This window comes from Stenotrophomonas pictorum JCM 9942 (assembly GCF_001310775.1).
Lineage (GTDB): Bacteria > Pseudomonadota > Gammaproteobacteria > Xanthomonadales > Xanthomonadaceae > Stenotrophomonas > Stenotrophomonas pictorum.
Map to the genome: position 1 here is coordinate 1 of NZ_BAZI01000709.1, position 804 is coordinate 804.

Annotated in this window: 1 pseudogene; it reads right to left on the reverse strand. The window is 70.9% G+C overall.

Annotation, left to right across the window (positions count from 1 at the left end):
* Positions 1-751: pseudogene (locus tag JCM9942_RS17205) on the reverse strand (thymidine phosphorylase); the annotation flags it as partial.
* Positions 752-804 lie beyond the last annotated feature (53 nt).

An 804-nucleotide genomic window follows, 5' to 3' on the forward strand; every position in this document is an offset into this window, starting at 1 on the left:
CGGCGGGTGCATCGGCCGCGTTGCGCAGCACCTTGAGCACGTCGTGCGCCTCGAGCGCCGGGCCGATTCCCCGACCCACCGGCTGGGTGCCGTCGGAGCGATGGATGCCCAACTGCAATCCCAGCGCGCCCGCGGTGTGGGCAAGCCGCGTGCCGAGGCTGTGGGCCGCGGCCTCACCTCGCACCTTGGCCGTCGGACCCACCGGCATGTCGATCAGGACGTGGGTGGAGCCCGCGGCTATCTTCTTCGACAGCACGCTGGCGACCAGTTGGCCGTCGCTGTCGAAATCCAGCGGGCGCTGGACCCGGATCAGGATGTCGTCGGCCGGGCTCAGGCGCACGTTGCCACCCCACACGATGCAGCCGCCCTCGCGCTCCACCACCCGGCGCATCGCCGCCAGGTCGAGCGCCACCGGCGCCATCACTTCCATGGTGTCGGCGGTGCCCGCGGGCGACGTGATCGCGCGCGACGAGGTCTTCGGGATGCGGTAGCCCAGCGCAGCCACGATGGCCACCACGATCGGGGTGGTGCGATTGCCCGGCAGGCCACCTACGCAGTGTTTGTCCAGCACCGGCCCTTCGCCCCAGTCCAGGCGCTGGCCCACGGAGATCATGGCTCGCGTCAGCGCGGTCGTCTCCGCATGGTCCAGGCGGTCACCCGCGCTGGCAGTGACGAAAGCTGCAAGCTCCAGGTCCGACAACCTGCTTTCCATCACGTCCTGCACCAGGGCGAAGTACTGCGCGTCGTCCAACCGGGCGCCGAACACCTTGGCACGGAGCGCGCCCGCCGACGCCGCGGGTTCCG